This is a genomic window from Bacillus sp. UNC437CL72CviS29 (genome assembly GCF_000482345.1).
Classification (GTDB): domain Bacteria; phylum Bacillota; class Bacilli; order Bacillales; family Bacillaceae_G; genus Bacillus_A; species Bacillus_A arachidis.
In genome coordinates this window covers 49326-72877 of sequence record NZ_AXVB01000023.1, presented here as the reverse complement: position 1 = coordinate 72877, position 23552 = coordinate 49326, and the positions used below count along the sequence as shown (strand labels likewise).

The window sequence follows — 23552 nt, the reverse complement described above, 5'->3', positions numbered from 1 at the left end:
CGTGGGCGTAGGAAATTTGAGAGGAGCTGTCCTTAGTACGAGAGGACCGGGATGGACGCACCGCTGGTGTACCAGTTGTTCTGCCAAGGGCATAGCTGGGTAGCTATGTGCGGAAGGGATAAGTGCTGAAAGCATCTAAGCATGAAGCCCCCCTCAAGATGAGATTTCCCATAGCGTAAGCTAGTAAGATCCCTGAAAGATGATCAGGTTGATAGGTTCGAGGTGGAAGCATGGTGACATGTGGAGCTGACGAATACTAATAGATCGAGGACTTAACCATATAATATGAAGCAAACGTTATCTAGTTTTGAGAGAACATAAAAAAACTTGTTGACATTTTAAATGAATCAAGTATAATAATGATTGTCTCAAATGAATAAAGTCTGGTAATGATGGCAGAGAGGTCACACCCGTTCCCATACCGAACACGGAAGTTAAGCTCTCTAGCGCCGATGGTAGTTGGGGCCTTGCCCCTGTGAGAGTAGGACGTTGCCAGGCAAATGGAGGATTAGCTCAGCTGGGAGAGCACCTGCCTTACAAGCAGGGGGTCGGCGGTTCGATCCCGTCATCCTCCACCATATAATGTCGGAGGGGTAGCGAAGTGGCTAAACGCGGCGGACTGTAAATCCGCTCCTTCGGGTTCGGCAGTTCGAATCTGCCCCCCTCCACCATTTCTTAATTAATGGGCTATAGCCAAGCGGTAAGGCAACGGACTTTGACTCCGTCATGCGCTGGTTCGAATCCAGCTAGCCCAGCCATTAAGAGCCATTAGCTCAGTTGGTAGAGCATCTGACTTTTAATCAGAGGGTCGAAGGTTCGAGTCCTTCATGGCTCACCATTTTAAAAAAATATGCGGGTGTGGCGGAATTGGCAGACGCACCAGACTTAGGATCTGGCGCCTTTGGCGTGGGGGTTCGACTCCCTTCACCCGCACTTTTAATAAAATATCTCATAACATGTCTTGCGGAAGTAGTTCAGTGGTAGAATACAACCTTGCCAAGGTTGGGGTCGCGGGTTCGAATCCCGTCTTCCGCTCCAATTTTCAATATGACATGCCGGGGTGGCGGAACAGGCAGACGCACAGGACTTAAAATCCTGCGGTGGGTGACCACCGTGCGGGTTCGACCCCCGCCCTCGGCACCATATGCGCCCGTAGCTCAATTGGATAGAGCGTTTGACTACGGATCAAAAGGTTAGGGGTTCGAGTCCTCTCGGGCGCGCTTTTATTAACGGGAAGTGGCTCAGCTTGGTAGAGCACCTGGTTTGGGACCAGGGGGTCGCAGGTTCAAATCCTGTCTTCCCGATATTTTAAACATGGGGCCTTAGCTCAGCTGGGAGAGCGCCTGCCTTGCACGCAGGAGGTCAGCGGTTCGATCCCGCTAGGCTCCACCAAAGCTCAACGTGTGTAGCTCAGCTGGCTAGAGCGTACGGTTCATACCCGTGAGGTCGGGGGTTCGATCCCCTCCGCCGCTACCATAAAGGACCTTTAGCTCAGCTGGTTAGAGCAGACGGCTCATAACCGTCCGGTCGTAGGTTCGAGTCCTACAAGGTCCACCATTTAAAGTAAATACTCTGGAGGTATACCCAAGTCTGGCTGAAGGGATCGGTCTTGAAAACCGACAGGCGGCGAGAGTCGCGCGGGGGTTCGAATCCCTCTACCTCCTCCATTTTTATTGTAAAATGAGATAGGATTTGATTTAATAGATTGTTAAATGGTCTGTATAAAACATATAGACATGAATAAAAGATTTAGTTGATTTTTTTATGGAGGTATACCCAAGTCTGGCTGAAGGGATCGGTCTTGAAAACCGACAGGCGGTGAGAATCGCGCGGGGGTTCGAATCCCTCTACCTCCTCCATTTAAGAAAAGAATATGATATCGTCGCGGGGTGGAGCAGTCTGGTAGCTCGTCGGGCTCATAACCCGAAGGTCGCAGGTTCAAATCCTGTCCCCGCAACCAAATGGTCCCGTGGTGTAGTGGTTAACATGCCTGCCTGTCACGCAGGAGATCGCCGGTTCGACCCCGGTCGGGACCGCCATTTACATAAAGGCTCGGTAGCTCAGTCGGTAGAGCAGAGGACTGAAAATCCTCGTGTCGGCGGTTCGATTCCGTCCCGAGCCATCTTTTTTTTTTGGGAAAGCCGGCTTAGCTCAATTGGTAGAGCAACTGACTTGTAATCAGTAGGTTGGGGGTTCAAGTCCTCTAGCCGGCACCACTTAGGGGCATAGTTTAAAGGTAGAACAGAGGTCTCCAAAACCTCCGGTGTGGGTTCAATTCCTACTGCCCCTGTAGAAAATATGGGCCTATAGCTCAGCTGGTTAGAGCGCACGCCTGATAAGCGTGAGGTCGATGGTTCGAGTCCATTTAGGCCCACCATATTCCGCAGTAGCTCAGTGGTAGAGCTATCGGCTGTTAACCGATCGGTCGTAGGTTCGAGTCCTACCTGCGGAGCCATGGCCCGTTGGTCAAGTGGTTAAGACACCGCCCTTTCACGGCGGTAACACGGGTTCGAATCCCGTACGGGTCATACAAAAGAGTCAGCAATTAGCTGGCTCTTTTTTCTTGTGAAAAACATCATGTGAGAATTCTGTTCTTTTCTAATATACGATATCATCAATCTAAAATTCCTCTATTTATTATGAAATAAATAAAGGGAATTTGGAAAAGCTATAGTATGTATAAAAAGGAGGGAATAGAGCTACATGACAACAGTTAGAGAATTTATGAGTACTGATATTGTACAATGTACACCACTAGATAATGTATATGAAGCTGCTGTGAAAATGAAAGAAGAAGACATTGGAATGATTCCAGTTGTAGAGAACAATCAAGTGGTTGGTCTTGTCACTGATCGTGATTTAGTTGTTCGTGGAATTGCTGAGAAACATCCTGGTTCTAATAAAATTACAAATATCATGACTACAGGAATCGTGTCCGTTTCTCCTGATGACTCTATTGAAAAGGCTACGGAGTTGATGGCGCAGCATCAAATTAGAAGGCTACCTGTAGTTGAGAATGGCGAGCTTGTTGGGATGTTAGCACTAGGTGATTTAGCAATAGCAGAAAAAGCTGATGATCAGGCAGGGGTAGCTTTAAGTGAGATTTCTGAGCATACAGAATAAAGTGTAGGTGTGGGTTGAAATACAGTATATTTAGATGCTAGGGAATAGGTAAAATCGGATACGTTTTATTAATAATACGAATAAGACTATATTGTTATTAAAACGTATCCAACATGTTATTCATAGATATATACACTTAACGGAGTATATTTAAATAATGACAAATGTTACGTCCATTTAAAATTTGGTTAATGATGTTCGTTACTAATTTTTGTTATGTTAAAAAATGATATAATAATAAATATAAGTTTCATAAGGGTTTTTGAATATATTAATATATATAGCATTTTAATTATCTAGTAAGTCATCGAAGATTTCATATATAAATAGAAATGGAGGGGAAATGATATGAGGGATGTACAGAGCAACCCCAATTGGAATTTGGTTACAGATGTCTATGTGGAACCAAATAATTTTGCGGATTTATTTTCTTTACTTGTACCAAATCATCCAAAAGGCGAAGGAAAAGAGCGGACAATTTTAGCCTGGAAAGAAAAAGAATTTTATAAACAAGAAAACCTGGTTCCGTTTATCCTATATGGAATGGATAAAGTGAAGGACTTACCACAGTTTCATAAGGATGAAATACCAACTTTAGTTCGTATTGTTCATTTATGTCAGAAAATTGGTTGGTATAAAGAAGCTTATACATTTATGATGAATCATAAATTAGATGAATTCGTACATACATCTATGGAATACGAAGTGTGGGACATTTTAACACAGGTTGTGGCGTGGAACTACTTAATTGTAAAGTATCGAATCGGTGAATTAGAAAATGAAGATGTAATGATATGGGAAAGAATTAAATTTAATGAAGAATGTACTGAAAAATGTGAAAAGCTATTGTCTCATAAGGAAGTAATGGAACTTACATTTTTTTGTGTTTGCAAACAGGCAAAATTATTGTCCAAAGAAGAATTAGATCAAGAAATGATGAATTTAGCAATATACTGTAATACATATGTTTATGACTTATACATATATGATTTATTAAAAAAGTATCGTAAGTGTACGGATTTCTTAACATATTATGGACCAAGTCGTGCTGTTGTTGCATGCCAAAGGGCAGTAATTGCCCAAATTTCTGATCGTCTTAATCCGCTAAAGACCACACATGTGGATGACTATCTTTATGTAATGAAGGAAATGATGGAGTACATGTCATTTGAGTTTATGAATCAATACGAGCATTTCATTGGAAAACTATTATCATACGTACCATTTTTTGAAATGATTCAAGTTCCGCAACATGCATATTATTGTGAAGAGTTGATGTATGTTTGTAAGGGAATTGAATATAAAGAAGAAATCTTGCGAAATTATATATTTATACAATTACATGATTGTTTACCGTCATTTATTAAACAATTTCTAAAAAATAAGCGTTATGCAACGATTCACGATATTTTATTTTACTGGTGCGATGATGAACAACGAATGGGTTTAGAGAAGAAGTATAATTTAAGTTTTATTTATGAACGATATGCGTGTGGATAAAGAAACGTTTTTCAAGATAATGAATATATGAAAAAGGGATCTCACTTCAAAGTGAGATCCCTTTTTCAGTCGTAAATGTAGAAGGATGTTCTAAACTTCTTGTTGTTTTTTACGGTAATCAGGAGTGTAAATATATTGGGAAATAATAAGTAGCACTGCGATAAAAAATACAGGGAATATCGCAGCAATATGAAAACCGCTATAAATAATATTTGTTATTAAACCGCCGATAATAATAAATGCAGTATATATATGAGAAATTTGTTTCTTTAGTCGGATTTTGAATGCTTCCATCAAAGATTCGATAGCAACAAACAAGATAACAATACTCAAAAAAACAATGTTAGTATTGTAAATTACTAAACAACAGATTAAACCCAGAAAAGCCAAATACTCAATTACTAAAGGGATATTACGTGGCATATAATATTACCGAACTAAATAATGCAGTGGATTTACTGCGTTTATTTTTTCAAAATTCCATTCATCATTATGTAATTCAAAATGGAGATGCTGTTCAAATGAGTGGCCTGTATTTCCCATATGTCTTAATAATTGTTTGGTTTGAAGTTGATCACCAATTTGTACGGAACGGTTTTTCATATGAGCGTAAACGGTTGTATATAGCTTAGTAGATTTAGTAAATGAAATATTTGTTGCTTTTATGGAGTTAGAATTATTTCTTGTATTCATTTTATTATTAGAATAGGGTATTTTTGAATTGAGTTTTATATATTGAGTGTTTTTTGTAGGCAATTGCTGAGATGCTACAGTGCGTGTCTCTACTTGATTTATGGATGGAAGTAGAGATGTGACTGCGACAGTAGTTGCCGTTAAAGCTGTAGCTTTCTGTTTCATCTAATATTAGCCCCCCATAGATGTATTAATATATTTTTTATTATAGTATAAAGATATAATACTTTGTGCATTATTCACATAACTGTAATATGAAACAAGAAAAAATAACCGTTTTTTAATGGAATCGAAATATACTACAAGAATAACAGATAAATAACTATTAGAATATGGATAAAGAGATAGTTGCTATTTTCTGAATCAATATATAAATGTGAATTAAAAAACGAAAGGGAAGTTTTTTAGGTATGGGAGAAAATCTGCTCATATATAGAGGCAGTCGGCGCTTTTTTCTGCCTTATGCCAAGTTAAAATAGAAAGAGAAAATGAGAGTGGGTCTTCTTTTGTTTTCATAGCAGCAACGTATATGTTGAAAAATCGTTTTGTAACTATTATAGGCCGATGTTAATTCATACCTATATAAATATTTATGTATTATATTTTACATAAGTGGAACGTAGAGCCTTGTTGTAAAGATTAGACCGCTAATCATGAATGAGGTTGTAATAAATGAAAACAGTTGCTGATGACCCATGACAGTGTTATACTGACTATGGTAATTTCATATTGTGCTAGGAGAGCTGGTGTTGCCAGCTGAGAGTAAGACCGTAAGTCTTTGATCCTTTAATCACCTGATCTAGATTATGCTAGCGTAGGGAAGCAACTTGGACATTGACAACAAGTCCCCGTTTCTTTGCGTAAAGAAACGGGGCTTTTTTATTTAACAATTTAATAGTAGAAACCACTAGGGGTGCTTTATGTGCTGAGAGAGGAATAATCCTTAACCCTTACGGACCTGATCTAGGTAATACTAGCGAAGGGAAGTGGAACGACGGATAAATGTATCTTTATTTGCTGTAACCACTTCTTATATAGGAGTGGTTTTTTATTTGGATAAATAGATGTAAAGGAAGGGGAAATATAAATGAAGTTTTGTGAGAGGTTATTTGAGACTGTGCAGCCTGTTTGGGAGAAAAGTCATAATCACCCGTTTGTAACGGGAATGGGGGACGGTACGTTAGAAAAAGATAAATTCCAATATTATATCATACAAGATTATTTATATTTGCTAGATTATGCAAAACTATATGCGATTGGCGTTGTGAAAGCAAATAATCCACAAGTTATGGCAAAGTTTGCAGAACAAATAGATGGCATATTAAATGGGGAAATGACGATTCATAAACAGTATGCAAAACGTCTTGGTATTTCCATTCAAGAGATGGAAGAGGCAAAGCCGTCTGCTAAAAATTTAGCGTATACAAACTATATGATGTCAGTATCTCAAAATGGTACGCTTGCGGAGTTAATTGCGGCGCTTCTTCCATGTATGTGGAGCTATTGGGAAATTGGAAAACGTTTAAATGATATTCAGGGAGCAAGAGATCACGAATTTTTCGGTGAATGGATTCAAGGATATAGCTCAAAAGAGTATGGAAGTCTTTGCACGTGGCTAATAGATTTGTTAAATGAACTAGCTGAAGGAAAGTCTGAACAAGAGTTAGCTCGATTAGAAGAAATTTTCTTATATTCCAGCCGATTTGAGTATTTATTCTGGGATATGGCGTACCGTAAGGAGATGTGGGGTTTTGAGGAGCAAGAGCATACTACGGTTTCATAATGTCTCTTTTCATTATGATGAAAAGCCAATTATAAAGGGCCTAGATGCATCTGTACAAGAAAAAGAGTTTGTTAGCATCATTGGACCGAGTGGCTGTGGCAAAAGTACATTATTTCGTTTAATTACAGGTTTAGAAGATGCGGGGGCTGGAACCATTCAACTGACAGAAACAACGAGTCATCCTGTAGGATATATGCCACAAAAAGATATGCTTCTGCCGTGGAGGACGATTATTGAAAATGCGGCATTGCCATTAGAGTGTCAAGGGATAAAGAAAAAAGAAGCGCATCTTAAGGCAAGCGAACTGTTAGAACAATTTGGTTTACAAGGATACGAGAACAAATATCCGAAAGATTTATCAGGTGGTATGCGGCAGCGAGTATCCTTTATTCGAACTTTATTAACAGGCGGGGACATTTTATTGTTAGATGAACCTTTTAGCGCATTAGATGCATTAACGAAAGCAACGTTGCAAGAATGGTTGTTTGAACAATGGAAACAGTGGCAAAAAACCATTTTATTTATTACGCACGATGTAGAGGAAGCGCTGTTTCTTTCCAATCGGATTTTTGTTGTGACAGAGCAGCCTATTACAACTTTAACAGAGCGTATCGTTCCTCTTGAAATTGATCGCTCAAGAAAAGATTTGCATAAACCTGAAATATTAGCTTTAAAAGATGAATTGCTTAATATGCTACAGAGGCAGGTGCTCGTATGAAACGTGTGATGGAGTTATTACCTGCACTGATTTTGAGTAGCATACTGCTCGTAGCCTGGGAAGTGGGAGCTAGAATTGTAGATGAGATGTATATTCTACCATCGCCAACTGCAATTCTAGCTAAACTATGGGCGCTGCGTGACATATTATTCACTGTTCATTTGCCAGCGACTTTATATGTAGTTTTAATCGGAGTTGTTATTTCCGTCGTACTGGGTGTTGGCTTAGCGATGTTAATGAATGCTAGTACATGGGTGGAAAGAGCATTTTATCCGTTGCTAGTTGCCTCACAAACAATTCCAATTACAGCATTAGCACCGTTATTTGTTTTATGGTTTGGATATTCAATTTGGAGCAAGGTAGTTGTTACGGTTTTGATTACATTTTTCCCGATTGCGGTAAATACGTATGATGGATTGCGCAGCACGAAAAAGGAGTGGGAGGAGCTTTTAGTAACATATGGTGCAACGAAAAAAGACATTTTTCTAAAGTTAAAGTTGCCATCTGCACTTCCGTACTTTTTCTCTGCTTTAAAAATTGCTGTTCCGCTTAGTGTAATTGGAGCGGCAATTGGTGAATGGCTTGGGGCACAAGCTGGTTTAGGATACTTTAGTAAACGAATGATGACGCAGTTAGATGGAGCTGGTGTGTTTGCACCGATTGTACTTTTATCATTACTAGCCATTTTATTTGTATTACTTGTTTCTATATTAGAAAAGAAATTCATTAGTTGGAGGAAACATTCATGAAATTATTTAAACGCATCTTTGTGTTTACATTATTAGTTGCAATGATTGCAGGATGTTCTAGTAATTCAGCATCAGAGAAGAAAAAGACTGAGAAAGAAGTAACGGTTATGCTCGATTGGTATCCAAATGCAGTGCATAGTTTTATTTATGCGGCGATTGAAAAGGGATACTTTAAAGAAGAAGGAGTAAAGGTGAATATTAAATTTCCTTCTAACCCAACAGATCCATTAACATTAGCAGCAGCAGGAAAAGTAACAGTCGGTTTATATTATCAACCAGATGTTGTTATGGCAAAAGCAAATGAACAAATTCCAGTGAAATCAATTGGAGCTGTGGTTCGCTCACCATTAAATCATGTTGTATCGCTAAAATCGGCGGGAATCAATTCACCAAAAGATTTAGAAGGTAAAACAGTTGGTTATTCTGGAACACCTTTAAGTGAAGCATATTTAAAAACGATGATAAAAGAAGCTGGTGGTAATCCTGATACTGTAAAAGTAGTAGATGTCGGATTTGATTTAGTACCAGCGCTAATTACGAAAAAAGTAGATGCTGTTACTGGAGCTTATATTAACCATGAAGTTCCTGTTATGCGTCATCAAGGCCATGAACCAGCGTACTTCAACCCAGCTGAATATGGCGTGCCAAATTATCATGAGCTTGTTTTTGTAACAGGTGACAAAACATTGAAAAAAGATAAAGAAGCATTGCAAGCATTTTTACGTGGTGCGAAAAAAGGATATGACTTCATGAAGAAAAATCCAGATGAAGCACTGGGTATTTTATTAGATCATCAAGAAAAAGAAAATTTCCCACTTGTACCAGAAGTTGAAAAAGAAAGCATGAAAATTTTATTAGAGAAAATGGAAACGAAAGATGAGCCATTTTTATCAGATACGAAAGAATCATGGGAACAGCAAAATAAATGGCTGAAAGAAAAAGGAATGACAAAAGAAATCGTTCCTGCCAATGAATTATTTGAAAACATTTTAAAGTAGGCGAGTGAATATGACAGACGAACTCCATGTTATCTCAAATGGTCAGATGACATTCGAAGAGTTAGCGAATGCAGCGATGCAAATTGAGAGTGAGATTGATTATTTGCATATTCGTGAGCGGGAAAAAAATACGAAAGAGTTATATGAAGGTGTGGAAAGTCTTTTAAAAAGAGGCTTTCCCGCATCTAAACTTGTGATGAATGATCGAATTGATATTGCGATTCTATTACACATCCCTCGCGTACAATTGGGATATCGAAGTGCTGATGTTAGGTTAGTTAAGGAGAGATTTTCTTATTTGCATGTTGGTTATTCTGTGCATTCTTTAGAAGAAGCGATAACAGCTTTCAAAAACGGTGCAGATTCCCTTGTGTATGGTCATGTATTTCCAACAGATTGTAAGAAGGGTGTTCCGGCAAGGGGGCTAGAAGAAATTTCAGATATGGCAAGGCGATTAACGATACCGATTACAGCTATCGGAGGGATCACACCAAAAAATACAGTAGAAGTACTTAGAACTGGTGTGAGTGGTATTGCTGTTATGTCTGGGATTGTAAGCGATCGTAATCCATATGAGAAAGCAAGATTGTATAAGGAAACAATAAGAAAGTGGGCGGAAAATCATGAGTAAGAAGTATGATGTAGCCATTATTGGCGGTGGTGTAATGGGTAGTTCAGTTGCACATTTTCTAGCAGAAAGAGGATACCAAGTTGCAATTATTGAGAAACAAAGGATTGCGTCTGAAGCTTCTAAGGCAGCGGCAGGTTTACTTGGTGTACAGGCGGAATGGGATGCGTACGATCCGCTATTTGAGCTTGCTAGAAAAAGCCGTGCAATATTTCCGCAACTTGCTAAAGCTTTACGTGAAAAAACGGGTATTGATATTGGATATGAAGAGAAAGGGATATACCGTATTGCCCAAAATGAAGATGAGAAGACAAGAATACTAGATATTATGAACTGGCAACAGAAAACAGGTGAAGAATCATATTTTCTGACAGGAAATGAACTGCATGAAAAAGAGCCCTTTCTCTCTTCATCGATCACCTGCGCTGTATATTATCCAAAAGACGGTCATGTTATTGCACCGGAACTTACAAAGGCGTTTGCACACTCTGCAGCCATTTCTAGTGCTGATATATATGAAGAAACAGAAGTATTTGATATCAAAATAGAAAACAACCGAGTAGAAGGAATCATTACGAATGAAGGTATGATTGCATGTGAAAAGGTAGTAATTGCCGGTGGTTCATGGAGTACAAAACTTCTTCATCACTTTGATAAAGAGTGGGGGACATATCCTGTAAAAGGAGAAGTTGTTGCTGTAAAGAGCCGTAAACCATTGTTGCAATCTCCTATTTTCCAAGAGCGATTTTATATCGCGCCAAAACGTGGTGGACGCTATGTAATTGGAGCAACGATGAAGCCCCATACGTTTAATAAGTCTGTGCGACCAGAAAGTATTACTTCGATATTAGAACGTGCTTATACCATCTTGCCGGCTTTGAAAGAAGCCGAATGGGAAAGTGCATGGGCGGGATTACGCCCGCAATCTAATCATGAGGTTCCTTATATGGGGGCGCATGAAGAAATAAAGGGATTATATGCTTGTACTGGTCATTACCGAAATGGAATTTTATTAAGTCCTGTTTCTGGTCAATATATGGCAGATTTAATAGAAGGAAAGAAAGGGAATCACTTGCTAGACTCATTGCTTTCTAAAACGGTTTAGAAAGGGGATGGAAGTTTGAATTTAAAAATTAATGGTAAGCAAGTAGAGGTGCCAGAAAGTATTAAGACGGTAGCAGAATTGCTTACGCATTTAGGATTAGATACAAAGATTGTTGTAGTAGAACGCAATACAGATATTTTAACAAAAGAAGATCATCAAAGTGCATCTGTTTTTGATGGAGACCAAATTGAGATTGTAACTTTCGTAGGAGGCGGTTGATTATGTTAAACATTGGACCATTTACATTCAATTCTAGACTTTTATTAGGAACAGGGAAATTTTCTGATTATGATGTGCAAAGAAAAGCAATTGAAGTATCAGAGGCAGAGATTTTAACATTTGCGGTACGTCGTATGGATATATTTGATGCACAGCAACCCAATTTATTAGAAAAAATTGATGTGAAAAAGTATACATTACTTCCAAATACAGCAGGGGCAAAAAATGCTGAGGAAGCAGTTCGGATTGCGAAATTAGCAAAAGCTTCAGGGCTCTGTGACATGGTAAAAGTAGAGGTGATTGGTGATGATAGAACGTTATTACCAGATCCAGTGGAGACTTTAAAAGCATCTGAAATGTTGTTAGAAGAAGGATTTATTGTTCTTCCTTATACATCTGATGATGTTGTATTAGCACGTAAATTACAAGAACTTGGCGTTCATGCGATTATGCCTGGTGCATCACCAATTGGTTCAGGACTTGGAATTGTAAATCCATTAAACTTAAGTTTTATTATTGAACAAGCAAAAGTACCGGTTATTGTGGATGCTGGTGTAGGGAGCCCAGCTGATGCAGCATTTGCGATGGAATTAGGAGCGGATGGCGTGCTATTAAATACAGCTGTATCTGGCGCGAAAGATCCTATTAAAATGGCAGAAGCAATGAAGCTAGGTATTCATGCAGGACGTTTAGGGTTTGAAGCAGGACGTATTGCACGTAAACGTTGCGCAACAGCAAGTAGCCCGTTAGAAGGAATGAGCGTAGTTGAATAATCGATATTCTCGCCAAGAGTTATTTTCTCCAATTGGAAAAAAAGGGCAACAGAAGATAGGAGAAAAACATGTATTAATTATCGGCGCGGGAGCACTTGGTAGTGCGAACGCAGAGATGCTTGTAAGGGCTGGTGTTGGCCATGTGACGATTGTGGATCGCGATTATATTGATTGGAGCAATTTACAACGTCAGCAGCTGTATTGTGAGGAGGATGTGAAAAATAATCTTCCGAAGGCTATAGCAGCACAAAGGCGCTTGCAAGAGATTAATAGCAATGTAACTGTAGAAGCTTTTGTTCAAGATGTAACAGCAGCAGAATTAGAAGAACTTGTTGCAAATGTCGATGTAATGATTGATGCGACTGATAATTTTGAAACACGTTTTATTGTTAATGATATATCGCAAAAATATTCTATTCCATGGATTTATGGAGCGTGTGTAGGAAGTTATGGCCTTTCTTATACGATTTTACCAGGAAAAACGCCATGTCTATCTTGTTTACTACAATCTATTCCGCTTGGCGGAGCAACATGTGATACAGTAGGTATCATTTCACCTGCTGTATCTCTCGTTGTTTCTCATCAAGTTACAGAAACTCTGAAAATTTTAGTAGAAGATTATGAATCGCTTCGGGATGGGCTTGTATCGTTTGATGTATGGAAAAACGAATATTCATGTATGAAGGTGCAAAAACTTCGAAAACATAATTGTCCATCATGTAGTAAGGAAGCGCTCTATCCATATTTAAATAAAGAGAATACATCGAAAACTGCAGTTTTATGTGGGAGAAATACGGTTCAAATTAGACCGCCTTATAAAGAACAACTAGATTTTGAGCGATATAAAGAGCTATTACGTGATCGCGTAGCAGATTTAATGGTGAATCCATATTTATTGTCATTTTCAGTTGAAGGGAAGAGACTGGTTGCGTTTCAAGACGGCCGTGTTCTCGTACATGGAACGAAAGATATGGTAGAAGCAAAAACAATTTATCATCGTTATTTTGGATAGAAAAAGGGTGAGTGAGATGAAAGTGAATAAAGCATTAACAATTGCTGGATCTGATAGTGGCGGCGGTGCTGGGATTCAAGCAGATTTAAAAACATTTCAGGAGCTTGGTGTATATGGAATGACAGTGATTACTGCTATTACAGCTCAAAACACGCTCGGCGTGCACGGGGTATATCCGGTTGCAACCGAAGGGATCCGAGAGCAATTAAATTCAATTGGTGCAGATTTAACACCAGATGCTGTTAAGCTTGGTATGCTATTTAGTAGTGAAATTATCAAAGTTGTTGCAGAAAATATTAAAAAGTTTGGCTGGAATAATATTGTACTAGATCCTGTGATGATTGCAAAAGGTGGAGCATCATTGTTACAACAGGAAGCTGTGCAAGCATTAAAGGAATATTTATTGCCCATTGCTACAGTTGTCACTCCGAATGTGCCGGAAGCAGAGGTATTAACAGAGATGGAAATTCACAACACCCAAGACAGTAAAGAAGCTGCAAAAGAATTGCATAGACTAGGTGCGAAATATGTTCTTATGAAAGGCGGGCATGCGGATTATCAAGGTAGCGAAGTGATTGATTTATTATTTGATGGTGAGCGGTTTATTGAATTTAAAAGCGAACGAATTGATTCTAAACAAACACATGGTAGCGGTTGTACATTTGCATCTGCTGTGACGGCAGGGCTTGCAAAAGGATATACAATGGAAGAAGCAGTATGGGAAGCGAAACAATTTATTAGTATAGCAATTGAAGAGCGATTAAATATTGGAAGCGGTCATGGACCAACGAATCACTTTGCATATAAACGTCAAGAAACTCATGCATAAACATTCGAAATTTGATGAGGAAGCCAGTTGTATAACTGGCTTTTTTTATTGTTTACTTTTTCCATATTTAGGAGTATTATATCAGCCAGAATCTATTTTTTGTAACGCTGAGTCCGGATAATGGAGCGGAGGAACCAAACCGTGCATAAGCACTAGGGGTGAATCTTTCATGGTGAAAGTAGGGCTACTCTCAAAGTCCGAATCCGACAGCTAACTTCGTAAGCGTGTTGAGAGGGGATGGTGCACGGATGGACACATCGCTTCACCGATCTGATTAGTGTAAAAGAATATTAAATTACTATATTGGAATTCTTTTATACTAAGGGGGATGAAATGCATGGATGAGGAAAAAGAATTAACACTCATTTGTGTAGGAGAAGAGGAAAAGGTAAATAGTTTGCGAGAATTAGTACCTTTTCAAAGTGATATGATTATTTTTACAGTAGATGAACATGTAGCAGATGAAGTACGAGCATGTGGATTTGAATCAACGTATTGCTGTGATAAGGAACTAAATATAACGAGCATTTGTAGCGGAATCAAAAAAGTAATCTTGCTAGGAGATGAACTTCCAACAGTTAGCTTTTTCACTGAACGGATTCGCTTTTTTTTTCAAGCGCCTATTACAGTTGTCACAAGAAATAAAAGCTATCCAGTTAGGCTCTATCAAACAATTGGAGCTAAATTTGTAGTGTTTACGAACTGTGATAATATTTCTTTTTTATTTTTTGAATAGGGCGGAGGAAGCGAAGATGAAGGTGTTATTACTTGGAGATATAGCACATCGTTGGGCGGTATCAGTAGAGCGAGTTCAAGAATTGGCTGCGCTAGATCTTAGTTTTCCAAACCCATATATGATATTGCCATCAGAAGAGAGTTTGTATTTGGAAACGGATATTATCGAATATGAGCAGGTACGTGTAGAACTGTCACAAGTTTATATTCGAGGAAGAAGTTTACGTGCATTTTTGCGAAGAGGGTAAATTTTGAATGAAAAAGAGCGAATGATTAAGTGCAATAAGCTAGGCACTTATATGAATTCGCTCTTTTTCTTTCATATTTAAAAGATTATTTTCATGAAAAAGAAAGAAAAGACAAGGAAACAGGTGATAAAATATTAATATTAACCAATGTAAGCGTTTAAATAATTGAATTTTTTCTTATTTTAGGAAATACTCCTCTTTACAAGTTAAATATAGAGGAGTATATTTACATTCATAAATTGTTTATAAAAATTTCCAAAAACAACCTGATATCGCTGAGTCCAAGTATTTGGAGCGGGGGAACCAATTTTGTGCATTGTCACTTGGGGTGAATCTTTCATTAAGAAAGTAGGGCTACTCTTTAGGCCCGAATCCGACAGCTAACCTCGTAAGCGTTTGGAGAGGAGGTTTACTTTTGTGTTGTTCATTTTTGAACACTGAGTAGAGCCTCAGTGTTCTTTTTTTGATGGTTAAATGGTAAAATTTAACATTTTGAAATGAGGGATTGGAATGCTAGATGTAGTGATGATCGGAATCTTTGTTGTATTAGTAGCATCTATGATAGGGCTTGCAAGCTGGTCAGATAAAGTTGTGAAAGAAGGGAAGCAATCATGATGATTGCCTTATCAGTTATTGTCGCAGCGATTACTGTGTATTTAGTTTATGCGCTATTAAATCCGGAAAAGTTTTAATTAGGGGGAATCATTCATTATGATTTGGATTGCAGTTGTCATCACAATGCTATTATTTATTCTTGTAGCAAAGCCAACGGGGATTTATTTAGAAAAAGCTTTTCAAGGTAGTAGAAAACTAGATAAAGTATTTGGACCTTTTGAAAAGCTTATTTTCAAAGTTACGGGTGTTAAGCATTACAATCAAACTTGGAAACAGTATGCATTATCATTAGTTGCACTTAACGGTTTTATGATTGTTGTCGTATATTTCATTTTCAGGTTACAAGGTGTATTACCGTTAAACCCAGCACATATTGAAGGCATGGAGCCAACGCTTGCTTTTAATACAGCAATCAGCTTTATGGCAGATACAAACTTGCAGCATTATAGCGGTGAAAATGGATTATCTTATTTATCACAATTAATCGGAATTACATTTTTAATGTTTGCTGCACCGGCAACAACATTAGCGCTTGTAATGGCTTTTATAAGAGGGTTAGCAGGTAAGGAACTTGGCAATTTTTTCGTAGACTTTACAAGAGCTCTAACAAGGGTCTTCCTTCCAATTGCATTTGTGGCAGCGCTGATTTTTGTTGCGCTTGGTGTACCGCAAACTTTAGACGGAGCGGTTACAGCACACACGATTGAAGGCGTGAAACAAAATATTTTACGTGGGCCTGTAGCTTCATTTGTTTCCATTAAGGAACTTGGTAATAATGGTGGTGGATTCTTCGGGGCCAACTCCACGCATCCATTTGAAAACCCAGGACAAATCAGTAACATTTTACAAATGATGCTCATGATGTTATTGCCAACAGCTTTACCATTTACGTATGGAAGAATGGTTGGGAATAAAAAACAAGGACGTATCCTTTTCGTTTCTTTATTTATGGTGTTTTTAATTGGATTTGGAACTATTGTTTCATCAGAATTACACGGAAATCCAGCATTAAATCAAATGGGTATAGAACATGTACAAGGAAGTACAGAAGGCAAAGAAGTACGATTTGGAACAGTTTTTTCTTCACTGTATGCGACTGTAACAACAGCAGCGGAAACAGGTGCAGTTAATACGATGCATGACACGTTAACACCAATTGGTGGATTGGTACCACTTGTAAATATGATGTTAAATACAGTATTTGGCGGCGTCGGGGCAGGTTTCGTTAATATCATTATGTACGCAATTATTGCTGTTTTTATATCTGGATTGATGGTTGGACGGACGCCAGAATTTCTAGGTAAGAAAATTGAAGGTAAGGAAATGAAATTAATTGCAGTAACGATATTATTTCATCCATTGCTTATTTTAGGATTTTCGGCTTTAGCACTTTCAACAAATCTAGGAACAGATGCAATTTCCCATTCAGGTTTCCACGGTTTAACGCAAGTTGTATATGAGTACACATCTTCTGCTGCGAATAACGGATCTGGATTTGAAGGCTTAGCAGATAATACACCGTTTTGGAATATTACTACTGGTTTAGTTATGTTTTTAGGACGCTATTTCAGCTTAATTACAATGTTAGCTGTTGCAGCTTCATTGAAAGAGAAAACGATAGTGCCGGAAACAGTCGGAACATTCCGAACAGATAATAGTTTATTTGGTGGAATTTTCATTGGGACAATTGTAATTGTCGGTGCGTTAACGTTCTTCCCAATGTTAGTATTAGGTCCAATTGCAGAATTTCTTACATTGAAGTAATGGAGGGTAAATGATGAGACCTGTAGTGGTAAAAGAAAAACAAGTGAATCAATCACGGGTACATGTTGTAGAAGATGAGGTTAGACAAGCGAAAACAATGGATCGTGATATTGTGAAACATGCGATGAAGCAATCTGTTGCGAAATTGAATCCGAAAGTAATGGTAAAGAACCCTATTATGTTCGTTGTGGAAATTGGATTTATAATCACTTTGATTTTATCCTTTCTTCCGAATGGTTCTAGTAGTATACCAGGATGGTTTAATATAACAGTTTCTTTCATTCTATTATTTACAGTTTTATTTGCTAACTTTGCAGAAGCATTAGCAGAAGGACGTGGGAAAGCACAGGCTGATTCTCTAAAGCAATCGAAGAAAGATGTATTTGCAAACGTCGTAAAAGAAAATGGGAAAATCGTTCAAGTATCAGCGACTGAACTGAGAAAAGGTGACGTTGTAATTGTAAAACAAGGGGAAATGATCCCGAGTGATGGCGAGGTTATTAAAGGGTTAGCGTCAGTTGATGAATCTGCTATTACGGGGGAATCCGCTCCTGTTATTAAAGAAGCAGGTGGAGACTTTTGTTCAGTAACAGGCGGTACAATGGTTGTTAGTGATGAAATTACGATTTCAATTACAAGTAATCCAGGTGAGTCGTTTATAGATAAAATGATTTCGTTAGTAGAGGGGGCTGCTCGCCAAAAAACACCGAATGAGATAGCTCTGAATACAGTACTGACAAGTTTAACTCTTATTTTCTTAATTGTAGTTGTAACACTACCGATTTTTACAAATTATTTAGGGTTTAAGATTGATACAGCCGTACTTGTTGCACTACTTGTTTGTTTAATTCCAACAACAATTGGTGGTTTATTATCAGCTATCGGGATTGCCGGTATGGACCGAGTAACGAAATTTAACGTGTTAGCAATGTCAGGGAAAGCGGTAGAAGCTGCAGGAGATATTAACACAATTATTCTAGATAAAACAGGTACGATCACGTTTGGGAATCGGATGGCACATACATTACTCCCAGTAGGAAATGAAACGATCGAACAATTGGGAAAATGGGCTGCACTCGGATCGGTGTTAGATGAAACACCAGAAGGTCGCTCTGTAATTGAATATGTAAAATCAAAAGCTTTATCATACAACAGTGAGCTTGCAGAACAAGGTGAATTTGTTCCATTTAAAGCAGAAACAAGAATGAGTGGTGTGGACTTACCTGACGGGACAAAAGTAAGAAAAGGAGCAGTTAATGCAGTTATTGAGTGGGTGCAGGCACAAGGTGGTACGATTCCAAAAGATTTGAATCAAAAAGCAGATTTCATTTCAAAAGAAGGTGGAACGCCACTTGTAGTTGCAGTGGATAGTCGCATTTATGGATTGATCTATTTAAAAGATACTGTAAAACCTGGTATGCGTGAACGCTTTGAACAGCTTCGCCAAATGGGGATCAAAACAGTGATGTGTACAGGTGATAATCCATTAACAGCAGCAACAATTGCGAAAGAAGCAGGAGTAGATGAATTTGTTGCGGAATGTAAGCCAGAAGATAAAATTGCAGTTATTAAAGCAGAACAAGATAAAGGAAAACTTGTGGCAATGACAGGTGATGGTACGAATGACGCGCCAGCGCTAGCACAAGCTGATGTTGGATTAGCGATGAATAGTGGAACGACAGCTGCGAAAGAAGCGGCGAATATGATTGACCTAGATTCCAACCCAACAAAAATTATTGAGGTTGTAGGGATTGGGAAACAGCTATTAATGACGCGTGGTGCATTAACAACATTTAGTATCGCGAACGATATAGCAAAATATTTTGCGATTATCCCAGCGATGTTCACATTAGCAATTCCACAAATGGAAGCACTGAACATAATGAAATTAACTTCACCGCTTTCAGCCATTTTATCAGCATTAATCTTTAACGCAATTATCATTCCACTGCTCATTCCTTTGGCAATGAAGGGGATTGCGTATAAACCGATGAGTTCTAATGCATTACTTGGTCGCAATTTATTGATTTATGGGCTTGGGGGAGTAATTGTTCCTTTCATTGGGATTAAAGTGATTGATCTAATTGTAGGGCTGTTTATATAAGGAAGAGGGGAAAAGAAGATGGCTAAAAAACAAAGTATACTTTCACCGGTCATTCGTGTTACCTTTACATTTCTTGTTCTATGTGGGCTTTTATATCCGCTACTGGTAACTGGAATTGCACAAGCAGTGATGAAGGATAATGCAGATGGAAGTCTTATATATAATGAGAAAAATGAAGTGATTGGTTCAAAATTAATTGGTCAAAACTTTACAGACCCGCGTTATTTTCATGGGCGTGTCTCTAGTATAGAATATAAAGCAGAAGCATCAGGATCAAATAACTATGCACCATCTAATCCTGATTTAGTAAAACGTGTAGAAAAAAGTGTAGCGGATTGGAAGGAGAAAAATGGGGCTGTTCCAGTTACAGAAGTACCGATGGATTTAGTGACAAATTCAGGTTCTGGATTAGACCCTGATATTAGCCCAGAGGCAGCTTACGTACAGGTTGATCGTATTTCAAAATTAACGAATATTACGAAAGAAAAGCTGAATCAATTAATTAAAGATCAAACAGAAGGCGCTGCACTAGGTTTATTTGGAGAGGATCGTGTAAACGTCTTGAAACTAAATTTGGAGTTACAGAAAATAATGAAATAGTACCGTTGCTACCTCAATCTAATCGATTGGGGTATTGCTGTTTACTAGGAAAGGTTGTGCGCGTAATGTATGCAGATGATTATAAACCAACATTTCAAAGACGAACGCCAGAGGAGTATTTAGCGTATATTCGAGAGCAAAATCGCGGGAAATTAAAGCTGTATGTAGGTGCTGCTCCAGGAGTAGGAAAAAGCTATAAAATGTTGTTTGATGCACAAGAGATGAAAAAAGAGGGGATTGATATTGTAATAGGTTTAATTGAAACACATGGAAGAAAAGAGACAGAAGAAGCAATTTCAGATTTAGAGAAAATCCCTTTAAAAGAAATGAGTTATAAAGGGAGGATATTTTATGAGCTTGATGTAGATAAGATTATAAAACGAGCACCCCAAGTTGTTGTTGTAGATGAATTGGCACATAGTAATATACCTGGATCAAAACATAAAAAGCGTTATATGGATGTAGAAGAGCTATTGGAGGCAGGAATATCAGTATTATCAGCCTTTAATATTCAACATTTAGAGAGTGTTCATGATATTGTGGAGCAGATAACGAATGTAAAAGTACGAGAGCGTATTCCTGATTTTATTTTACAAAAAGCAAATGAGATTCAACTTGTTGATGTGACCCCTGAAGTTTTGAGAAAACGATTGATAGATGGAAAGATATATAAAGAAGAAAAAATTCAGCAAAGCTTGCAAAATTTTTTTACAGTTAATAATTTAGGAGCTTTACGAGAGTTATCTCTTCGTGAAGTTGCAGACGATATGGACGATAAAATGAGTCAGTCGGTGACAGAGCCAATAGGTGTAAAAGAAAAAATCCTCGTTTGTGTGCAATATAGCTCAACAGCAGAGAAATTAATACGGCGTGGTTGGCGTATGGCAGATCGATTAAACGCTGAATTATATGTATTCAACGTTGAAAGAGAAAATATAGAATCCTTATCGGCAAGTAAAAAGCAAACAATTGATGAGTGGAAGTCGTTGACGAATCAATTTCATGCTACTTTCTTGTTAGAAGAAGCGAAAGGAAGAAAGCCTGCAGATGTCATTATTGAAGTAGCGAAACGATTGCAAGTCACACAAATTTTACTTGGCCAATCAGCAAGAACAAGATGGGAAGAAATTCGAAAAGGATCAATTGTCAATGAAATTATGAGGGAAACGAAGCATATTGATATTCATATTGTGGCTGATCAGAGAGGATAAAGTGTTTCTTTGAAATAAAGTTTGATAATGTATTACGCCCATTTCCCCCATTTTGCATCCCCATAATTAGGAAATGGAATAGGATAAAAGATAAATGAAATCATGAAAGGAGCATGAATATGTACCATAAATCATGGTATCACTATCAATGGCAAAATCCAATGTATAGAAACTGGAGTAACAACAATTGGATTTATAATTGGAATCCTTATTACAGAAGCAACAGATTAACAGATTATGGACCAAAGCCATTTGTAGTAAATATTGACCAAGCTACTAAGCAAAACAATACCTACCGCACCGCTTTATGGACAGGGAAAAATTTGCAAGTGACGCTGATGAGTATTAATGTTGGAGATGACATAGGTTTAGAGGTTCACCCGACAACTGATCAATTCATACGTATTGAAGAAGGACAGGGACTTGTTCAAATGGGTGATAGCAAAGATAAATTAGATTTTCAAGAAATGGCCTATGATGGTTATGCGATTATGATACCTGCTGGAACATGGCACAATGTAACCAATATGGGTAATATACCACTTAAAATTTACGCTATTTATGCGCCGCCAGAGCATCCATATGGTACAGTTCATGAAACAAAAGCAATTGCCATGTCTACTGAAGGACACCGCTATTACTAATTAATAATTCATCGATTAAAAATTATCATCTTGGATAAAATCATCTGAAGAAGAATTCATTTTGATCAACTTTTTCAAAATGAATTCTTCTTATGTACTTTAAAATAAGAGTTTGTGAGGTGTTTTTAATCAAACTGTATTCCAAGACTACATATAAGAGAGAATGTCTAAATGCAGTTGAAGAGCTGTTTTTAGACATTCTTTTTTTGCCTGTTATTTAGCCTTTTGAGTTTCTGCGTTTCTTGCAGGATGAGGAGCTAGCTTGTTTATCGCATATAACACCACGATTAGAAAAAGAATTGCCACTGTAAAGAAAATCCAAAAGTAATTTTGATTAAATAATAGAAAACCACCTACAATTGGTCCTGTACCCATGCCAATATAACGAATGAAGTTATAGATTCCAATGGCAGTTGCTCGTTCTTCTATAAATTCTTCTGTTAATAAAGTTGTATGAGTTGGCATAGATAATCCCATGCTAAAACCGTATAGGGATGTAGCCGCGATAAGCATTGGTATACTCATATGATATATGAAAGAGAATAGAATAACGCATGCGATATTAAAAAAACTAGTAATAAGTAAAGCCTGTTTTGTTGAGAGTAATATTTGTAAAAACTTGTAGCAATAACTTCCTAGCATAATAAATAAGGACATTGGTACAAACATAAGTCCAATTTCACCTGTATTTTGATGAAATAAATTTGTGAGTATGCTAGGTAAAAAAACGAGGAAACAAAAATAAATACAAAACTGCATAAAGCCAATAACCGTGATAGAAAATCCAGTATTATTTCTTAAAATACTCCAATAATGATTTGCTTTTTTAGCCGTTTTAGGTATAGCGGGTTTTGTTTCTGGTAGCAATGTCATATTGGCAATTAAAAGGAATACACCAATTGTAGATAAGAATAGGAAAATAGATACGTGACCATTTATGTTTCCAAGATAGCCACCTATGAGAGGACCTACAGCAGGAGCGAGGGCAAGTATCATTTGATAAAGACTCATCGCTTTGCCGCGTTCTTTCCCTTCAAATAAGTCGCCGATAATAGTGGCAGCTACAATAGGAATGGCAGCTATCCCTAATGCTTGAACGGCTCTGAAAATAAGAAATATGTAAATATTTGTTGTGAAAGCACAGCCAATGGCACCGATTATACTGATGAATAGGCTGGGGATCAAAATATATTTTCGACCTTTTGTATCAATGAATGGTCCGTAAATAAGCTGCATAATGGCAAGGACAAAAGTGAAAATTGAAACAGTTACATTTGCATGATAAAGAGAGGTGTGAAAGGAATTTTGAATCATTGGTAAGATAGGGGTGTAAATATTTTGTGCGAAAGATCCTAATAGAGCACTCATGCAAACAATGTATAAAATGGATTTTAATTTAGATGAAGATAATGAATGTTTCATAGTAAAACCTCCTTATTTTAGTTTCCTTGGAAACTAAAATAATTTTAACATTATTTTCTTACTTGTAAAGATAAAAAAA

General features: G+C 37.8%; 23 protein-coding genes, 22 tRNA genes, 2 rRNA genes, 1 pseudogene and 4 riboswitches. Of the genes and pseudogenes, 45 read left to right on the top strand and 3 right to left on the bottom strand.

Going from position 1 to position 23552, the window contains the following annotated elements:
* The 26 genes from M014_RS0117335 to M014_RS0117210 form a co-directional block, all read left to right on the top strand.
* A 23S ribosomal RNA gene (locus M014_RS0117335) occupies positions 1-280 on the top strand; the annotation flags it as partial.
* A gap of 102 nt (positions 281-382) precedes the next feature.
* Positions 383-498: ribosomal RNA gene (gene rrf / locus M014_RS0117330) — 5S ribosomal RNA — on the top strand.
* A gap of 4 nt (positions 499-502) precedes the next feature.
* Positions 503-578, top strand: a tRNA-Val gene (locus M014_RS0117325).
* Between the two features lie 9 nt (positions 579-587).
* Positions 588-671 (top strand) — tRNA-Tyr (locus M014_RS0117320).
* Between the two features lie 12 nt (positions 672-683).
* Positions 684-758: transfer RNA gene (locus M014_RS0117315), tRNA-Gln, on the top strand.
* Positions 759-762: 4 nt separating this feature from the next.
* Positions 763-838, top strand: a tRNA-Lys gene (locus tag M014_RS0117310).
* Positions 839-852: 14 nt separating this feature from the next.
* Positions 853-933, top strand: a tRNA-Leu gene (locus M014_RS0117305).
* A gap of 30 nt (positions 934-963) precedes the next feature.
* Positions 964-1038 (top strand) — tRNA-Gly (locus M014_RS0117300).
* Between the two features lie 16 nt (positions 1039-1054).
* Positions 1055-1143, top strand: a tRNA-Leu gene (locus M014_RS0117295).
* A 3-nt stretch (positions 1144-1146) separates the two neighbouring features.
* Positions 1147-1220: transfer RNA gene (locus tag M014_RS0117290), tRNA-Arg, on the top strand.
* Between the two features lie 10 nt (positions 1221-1230).
* Positions 1231-1304, top strand: a tRNA-Pro gene (locus M014_RS0117285).
* A gap of 12 nt (positions 1305-1316) precedes the next feature.
* Positions 1317-1392, top strand: a tRNA-Ala gene (locus tag M014_RS0117280).
* 6 nt (positions 1393-1398) lie between these two features.
* Positions 1399-1476: transfer RNA gene (locus tag M014_RS0117275), tRNA-Met, on the top strand.
* A gap of 4 nt (positions 1477-1480) precedes the next feature.
* A tRNA-Ile gene (locus M014_RS0117270) sits at positions 1481-1557 on the top strand.
* Positions 1558-1574: 17 nt separating this feature from the next.
* Positions 1575-1667, top strand: a tRNA-Ser gene (locus M014_RS0117265).
* A 99-nt stretch (positions 1668-1766) separates the two neighbouring features.
* Positions 1767-1859, top strand: a tRNA-Ser gene (locus M014_RS0117260).
* A gap of 24 nt (positions 1860-1883) precedes the next feature.
* Positions 1884-1960 (top strand) — tRNA-Met (locus M014_RS0117255).
* A gap of 3 nt (positions 1961-1963) precedes the next feature.
* Positions 1964-2039: transfer RNA gene (locus M014_RS0117250), tRNA-Asp, on the top strand.
* Positions 2040-2049: 10 nt separating this feature from the next.
* Positions 2050-2122 (top strand) — tRNA-Phe (locus M014_RS0117245).
* Positions 2123-2140: 18 nt separating this feature from the next.
* Positions 2141-2216: transfer RNA gene (locus M014_RS0117240), tRNA-Thr, on the top strand.
* Positions 2217-2219: 3 nt separating this feature from the next.
* Positions 2220-2290 (top strand) — tRNA-Trp (locus tag M014_RS0117235).
* Positions 2291-2300: 10 nt separating this feature from the next.
* Positions 2301-2377: transfer RNA gene (locus M014_RS0117230), tRNA-Ile, on the top strand.
* Positions 2378-2380: 3 nt separating this feature from the next.
* Positions 2381-2455, top strand: a tRNA-Asn gene (locus tag M014_RS0117225).
* 1 nt (position 2456) lies between these two features.
* Positions 2457-2528: transfer RNA gene (locus tag M014_RS0117220), tRNA-Glu, on the top strand.
* A gap of 175 nt (positions 2529-2703) precedes the next feature.
* Complete coding sequence (locus M014_RS0117215; protein ID WP_026592847.1) at positions 2704-3123, top strand: CBS domain-containing protein; 420 nt, start codon at positions 2704-2706, stop codon at positions 3121-3123.
* Positions 3124-3471: 348 nt separating this feature from the next.
* Entirely contained in the window at positions 3472-4623 is a 1152-nt protein-coding gene (locus tag M014_RS0117210) for a DUF3965 domain-containing protein (protein ID WP_026592846.1), read from the top strand.
* Between the two features lie 90 nt (positions 4624-4713).
* Here the strand turns inward: M014_RS0117210 and M014_RS0117205 are convergent, their stop codons facing one another.
* The gene (locus tag M014_RS0117205; protein WP_026592845.1) at positions 4714-5046 is read right to left on the bottom strand and encodes a hypothetical protein; all 333 of its coding nucleotides are present in this window, start codon (positions 5044-5046) and stop codon (positions 4714-4716) included.
* A gap of 6 nt (positions 5047-5052) precedes the next feature.
* A pseudogene (locus tag M014_RS30185) lies at positions 5053-5253 on the bottom strand (M23 family metallopeptidase); the annotation flags it as partial.
* Positions 5254-6042: 789 nt separating this feature from the next.
* A riboswitch (TPP riboswitch) is annotated at positions 6043-6154 on the top strand.
* Between the two features lie 61 nt (positions 6155-6215).
* A riboswitch (TPP riboswitch) is annotated at positions 6216-6318 on the top strand.
* An 85-nt stretch (positions 6319-6403) separates the two neighbouring features.
* On the opposite strand from M014_RS30185, the gene tenA reads away from it, so the two are divergent.
* From tenA to M014_RS0117105, 19 genes are all read left to right on the top strand, one after another.
* A complete protein-coding gene (gene tenA, locus M014_RS0117195) occupies positions 6404-7099 on the top strand; it encodes a thiaminase II (protein WP_026592843.1) in 696 nt (231 codons plus the stop codon).
* Positions 7068-7817 carry an ABC transporter ATP-binding protein gene (locus M014_RS0117190; RefSeq protein ID WP_026592842.1) on the top strand — a complete coding sequence of 250 codons (750 nt, stop codon included), beginning with the start codon at positions 7068-7070 and terminating at the stop codon, positions 7815-7817. The genes tenA and M014_RS0117190 overlap by 32 nt, the downstream gene beginning before the upstream one ends.
* Entirely contained in the window at positions 7814-8566 is a 753-nt protein-coding gene (locus M014_RS0117185) for an ABC transporter permease (RefSeq protein WP_026592841.1), read from the top strand. Before M014_RS0117190 ends, M014_RS0117185 begins: the two co-directional genes overlap by 4 nt.
* Positions 8563-9564, top strand: coding sequence for an ABC transporter substrate-binding protein (locus tag M014_RS0117180; protein WP_026592840.1), 1002 nt, complete (start codon positions 8563-8565; stop codon positions 9562-9564). The genes M014_RS0117185 and M014_RS0117180 overlap by 4 nt, the downstream gene beginning before the upstream one ends.
* A gap of 10 nt (positions 9565-9574) precedes the next feature.
* A complete protein-coding gene (tenI, locus tag M014_RS0117175; RefSeq protein WP_026592839.1) occupies positions 9575-10195 on the top strand; it encodes a thiazole tautomerase TenI in 621 nt (206 codons plus the stop codon).
* Positions 10188-11297, top strand: coding sequence for a glycine oxidase ThiO (gene thiO / locus M014_RS0117170; RefSeq protein WP_026592838.1), 1110 nt, complete (start codon positions 10188-10190; stop codon positions 11295-11297). Before tenI ends, thiO begins: the two co-directional genes overlap by 8 nt.
* A gap of 15 nt (positions 11298-11312) precedes the next feature.
* Entirely contained in the window at positions 11313-11516 is a 204-nt protein-coding gene (gene thiS / locus M014_RS0117165) for a sulfur carrier protein ThiS (protein ID WP_026592837.1), read from the top strand.
* 2 nt (positions 11517-11518) lie between these two features.
* Entirely contained in the window at positions 11519-12289 is a 771-nt protein-coding gene (locus M014_RS0117160; protein ID WP_026592836.1) for a thiazole synthase, read from the top strand.
* Entirely contained in the window at positions 12282-13301 is a 1020-nt protein-coding gene (locus M014_RS0117155) for a thiazole biosynthesis adenylyltransferase ThiF (RefSeq protein WP_026592835.1), read from the top strand. The genes M014_RS0117160 and M014_RS0117155 overlap by 8 nt, the downstream gene beginning before the upstream one ends.
* A 16-nt stretch (positions 13302-13317) precedes the next feature.
* Entirely contained in the window at positions 13318-14130 is an 813-nt protein-coding gene (gene thiD, locus M014_RS0117150) for a bifunctional hydroxymethylpyrimidine kinase/phosphomethylpyrimidine kinase (RefSeq protein ID WP_026592834.1), read from the top strand.
* 95 nt (positions 14131-14225) lie between these two features.
* Positions 14226-14371: riboswitch (cyclic di-AMP (ydaO/yuaA leader) on the top strand.
* Positions 14372-14467: 96 nt separating this feature from the next.
* Positions 14468-14866 (top strand): hypothetical protein, encoded by a 399-nt coding sequence (locus M014_RS0117145; RefSeq protein ID WP_026592833.1) that lies wholly within the window; start codon positions 14468-14470, stop codon positions 14864-14866.
* 16 nt (positions 14867-14882) lie between these two features.
* Positions 14883-15113, top strand: a complete 231-nt coding sequence (locus M014_RS0117140) for a hypothetical protein (protein ID WP_026592832.1) — start codon at positions 14883-14885, stop codon at positions 15111-15113.
* Positions 15114-15376: 263 nt separating this feature from the next.
* Positions 15377-15522: riboswitch (cyclic di-AMP (ydaO/yuaA leader) on the top strand.
* A 101-nt stretch (positions 15523-15623) separates the two neighbouring features.
* Positions 15624-15728 (top strand): hypothetical protein, encoded by a 105-nt coding sequence (locus M014_RS0117135; protein WP_026592831.1) that lies wholly within the window; start codon positions 15624-15626, stop codon positions 15726-15728.
* Positions 15725-15805: a K(+)-transporting ATPase subunit F gene (gene kdpF / locus M014_RS27135; RefSeq protein WP_000972378.1), complete on the top strand. Its 81-nt coding sequence runs from the start codon at positions 15725-15727 to the stop codon at positions 15803-15805. Before M014_RS0117135 ends, kdpF begins: the two co-directional genes overlap by 4 nt.
* Positions 15806-15824: 19 nt before the next feature.
* Positions 15825-17492 carry a potassium-transporting ATPase subunit KdpA gene (kdpA, locus tag M014_RS0117125; RefSeq protein WP_026592830.1) on the top strand — a complete coding sequence of 556 codons (1668 nt, stop codon included), beginning with the start codon at positions 15825-15827 and terminating at the stop codon, positions 17490-17492.
* A gap of 13 nt (positions 17493-17505) precedes the next feature.
* Complete coding sequence (kdpB, locus tag M014_RS0117120) at positions 17506-19596, top strand: potassium-transporting ATPase subunit KdpB (protein ID WP_026592829.1); 2091 nt, start codon at positions 17506-17508, stop codon at positions 19594-19596.
* An 18-nt stretch (positions 19597-19614) separates the two neighbouring features.
* Entirely contained in the window at positions 19615-20196 is a 582-nt protein-coding gene (kdpC, locus tag M014_RS0117115) for a K(+)-transporting ATPase subunit C (protein ID WP_026592828.1), read from the top strand.
* 56 nt (positions 20197-20252) lie between these two features.
* Entirely contained in the window at positions 20253-21407 is a 1155-nt protein-coding gene (gene kdpDN / locus M014_RS0117110; RefSeq protein ID WP_170833698.1) for a KdpD-like non-kinase potassium sensor, read from the top strand.
* Between the two features lie 119 nt (positions 21408-21526).
* Entirely contained in the window at positions 21527-22051 is a 525-nt protein-coding gene (locus M014_RS0117105; RefSeq protein WP_026592826.1) for a cupin domain-containing protein, read from the top strand.
* A gap of 213 nt (positions 22052-22264) precedes the next feature.
* Here M014_RS0117105 and M014_RS0117100 read toward each other — a convergent pair whose 3' ends face one another.
* Complete coding sequence (locus M014_RS0117100) at positions 22265-23473, bottom strand: MFS transporter (protein WP_026592825.1); 1209 nt, start codon at positions 23471-23473, stop codon at positions 22265-22267.
* Positions 23474-23552 lie beyond the last annotated feature (79 nt).

Coding starts and splice junctions, on each gene's coding strand:
- M014_RS0117215 (WP_026592847.1), top strand. CDS start 2,704: ATGACAACAGTTAGAGAATTTATGAGTACTGATATTGTACAATGTACA.
- M014_RS0117210 (WP_026592846.1), top strand. CDS start 3,472: ATGAGGGATGTACAGAGCAACCCCAATTGGAATTTGGTTACAGATGTC.
- M014_RS0117205 (WP_026592845.1), bottom strand. CDS start 5,046: ATGCCACGTAATATCCCTTTAGTAATTGAGTATTTGGCTTTTCTGGGT.
- tenA (WP_026592843.1), top strand. CDS start 6,404: ATGAAGTTTTGTGAGAGGTTATTTGAGACTGTGCAGCCTGTTTGGGAG.
- M014_RS0117185 (WP_026592841.1), top strand. CDS start 7,814: ATGAAACGTGTGATGGAGTTATTACCTGCACTGATTTTGAGTAGCATA.
- M014_RS0117180 (WP_026592840.1), top strand. CDS start 8,563: ATGAAATTATTTAAACGCATCTTTGTGTTTACATTATTAGTTGCAATG.
- tenI (WP_026592839.1), top strand. CDS start 9,575: ATGACAGACGAACTCCATGTTATCTCAAATGGTCAGATGACATTCGAA.
- thiO (WP_026592838.1), top strand. CDS start 10,188: ATGAGTAAGAAGTATGATGTAGCCATTATTGGCGGTGGTGTAATGGGT.
- M014_RS0117160 (WP_026592836.1), top strand. CDS start 11,519: ATGTTAAACATTGGACCATTTACATTCAATTCTAGACTTTTATTAGGA.
- thiD (WP_026592834.1), top strand. CDS start 13,318: ATGAAAGTGAATAAAGCATTAACAATTGCTGGATCTGATAGTGGCGGC.
- M014_RS0117145 (WP_026592833.1), top strand. CDS start 14,468: ATGGATGAGGAAAAAGAATTAACACTCATTTGTGTAGGAGAAGAGGAA.
- M014_RS0117140 (WP_026592832.1), top strand. CDS start 14,883: ATGAAGGTGTTATTACTTGGAGATATAGCACATCGTTGGGCGGTATCA.
- M014_RS0117135 (WP_026592831.1), top strand. CDS start 15,624: ATGCTAGATGTAGTGATGATCGGAATCTTTGTTGTATTAGTAGCATCT.
- kdpF (WP_000972378.1), top strand. CDS start 15,725: ATGATGATTGCCTTATCAGTTATTGTCGCAGCGATTACTGTGTATTTA.
- kdpA (WP_026592830.1), top strand. CDS start 15,825: ATGATTTGGATTGCAGTTGTCATCACAATGCTATTATTTATTCTTGTA.
- kdpB (WP_026592829.1), top strand. CDS start 17,506: ATGAGACCTGTAGTGGTAAAAGAAAAACAAGTGAATCAATCACGGGTA.
- kdpC (WP_026592828.1), top strand. CDS start 19,615: ATGGCTAAAAAACAAAGTATACTTTCACCGGTCATTCGTGTTACCTTT.
- M014_RS0117105 (WP_026592826.1), top strand. CDS start 21,527: ATGTACCATAAATCATGGTATCACTATCAATGGCAAAATCCAATGTAT.
- M014_RS0117100 (WP_026592825.1), bottom strand. CDS start 23,473: ATGAAACATTCATTATCTTCATCTAAATTAAAATCCATTTTATACATT.